This is a genomic window from Psychrobacter sp. 1Y4 (genome assembly GCF_051847555.1).
Map to the genome: position 1 here is coordinate 1 of NZ_JBPYDE010000815.1, position 605 is coordinate 605.

The window sequence follows — 605 nt, forward strand, 5'->3', positions numbered from 1 at the left end:
CGCTAGATCGTAAGCAATTTGGTCGTCCACTAGCCGCAACGCAGTTGGTGCAGTTAAAGCTTGCCAATATGCAGACAGAAATCACCTTAGGGTTACAAGCTGCGCTACGTGTGGGTCGTTTGATGGATGAAGACAACGCTGCACCAGAGATGATTTCGCTCATCAAGCGTAATAACTGCGGTAAAGCGCTTGATATCGCTCGTATCGCCCGCGATATGCATGGTGGTAATGGCATCTCTGATGAGTTCCACATCATCCGTCATGTGCTTAACCTTGAGGCGGTCAATACTTACGAGGGTACTCATGATATTCACGCGCTGATCTTAGGCCGTGCACAGACGGGTATTCAAGCGTTCTTTTAAACAGTTTTTGGTACAACTGTATTTTATGACGTACGTTGCTGCTTGGCTTTTTATCAAAAAGAGTATCGACAGTGGCGTACGTTTTTTTAGTTGTTATTCACCATTTATTTATCAGTGTGTCATTAAATAACGCAAAAAACTAAATGATGAATAGCAATTTTCTAATCAGAAAATCGAAGAATACGCCAAAGAGTAAGGGAATCTCATGACAGATATGACGGATATGGATAGTATGCCAGAGGG

The 605-nt window shown here is 43.0% G+C and carries 1 protein-coding gene; it reads left to right on the top strand.

Features of this window, described 5'->3' with window-relative positions:
* Positions 1 to 362 (top strand): acyl-CoA dehydrogenase family protein (locus ACS8FC_RS19035; RefSeq protein WP_439297940.1); only part of this gene is annotated, 362 nt, incomplete at its 5' end.
* Positions 363 to 605: the final 243 nt, after the last annotated feature.